The sequence below is a fragment of the Corallococcus sp. AB038B genome, from assembly GCF_003668955.1.
Taxonomy (GTDB): domain Bacteria; phylum Myxococcota; class Myxococcia; order Myxococcales; family Myxococcaceae; genus Corallococcus; species Corallococcus exiguus.
The window spans coordinates 1-405 of sequence record NZ_RAWO01000252.1 but is presented as its reverse complement, the minus strand read 5'-3'; the positions used below and the strand labels follow the sequence as shown (position 1 = coordinate 405).

At 69.4% G+C, this 405-nt stretch carries 2 protein-coding genes; both read left to right on the top strand.

Annotated features, from left to right (window positions below; translation table 11 throughout):
* Positions 1 to 203 (top strand): hypothetical protein (locus tag D7Y04_RS43185; protein ID WP_147477369.1); only part of this gene is annotated, 203 nt, incomplete at its 5' end.
* The coding region (locus tag D7Y04_RS43180; RefSeq protein ID WP_147477368.1) for a hypothetical protein at positions 190 to 405 on the top strand (216 nt) is incomplete at its 3' end. The genes D7Y04_RS43185 and D7Y04_RS43180, both read left to right, overlap by 14 nt.

The window sequence follows — 405 nt, the reverse complement described above, 5'->3', positions numbered from 1 at the left end:
GACGCACCACGCTCATCATCAGCCACCGGCTCCAGACGTTGCAGCACGCGGACCGCATCGTGGTGATGAACGAGGGCCGCATCGCGCAGATGGGGACGCACGAGTCGCTGATGTCGGCGCAGGGCAAGCTGTCCAGCGCGCTCGCGCAGGCGACGCCGAACTGGAAGCGCCAGGGAGCGGAGGGGCCTCATGGCGGTGACTGAGGACTCCTATCGGGAGCTGTTGCCCATGCTCGACTCCCCTCGGACGCGGCGGGTGATGCGCGGGTTGTATGTCGCGTCGGCGGCGCTGTTCATCTTGGGGCTGGTCGCGCTGTTCTTCGTGGAACTGGACGTGGTGGTGCGAGCCCAGGCGGTGGTGTCGCCCGTGGGCGAGACGGCGCGGGTGCAGGCGCCTCGCTCGGGC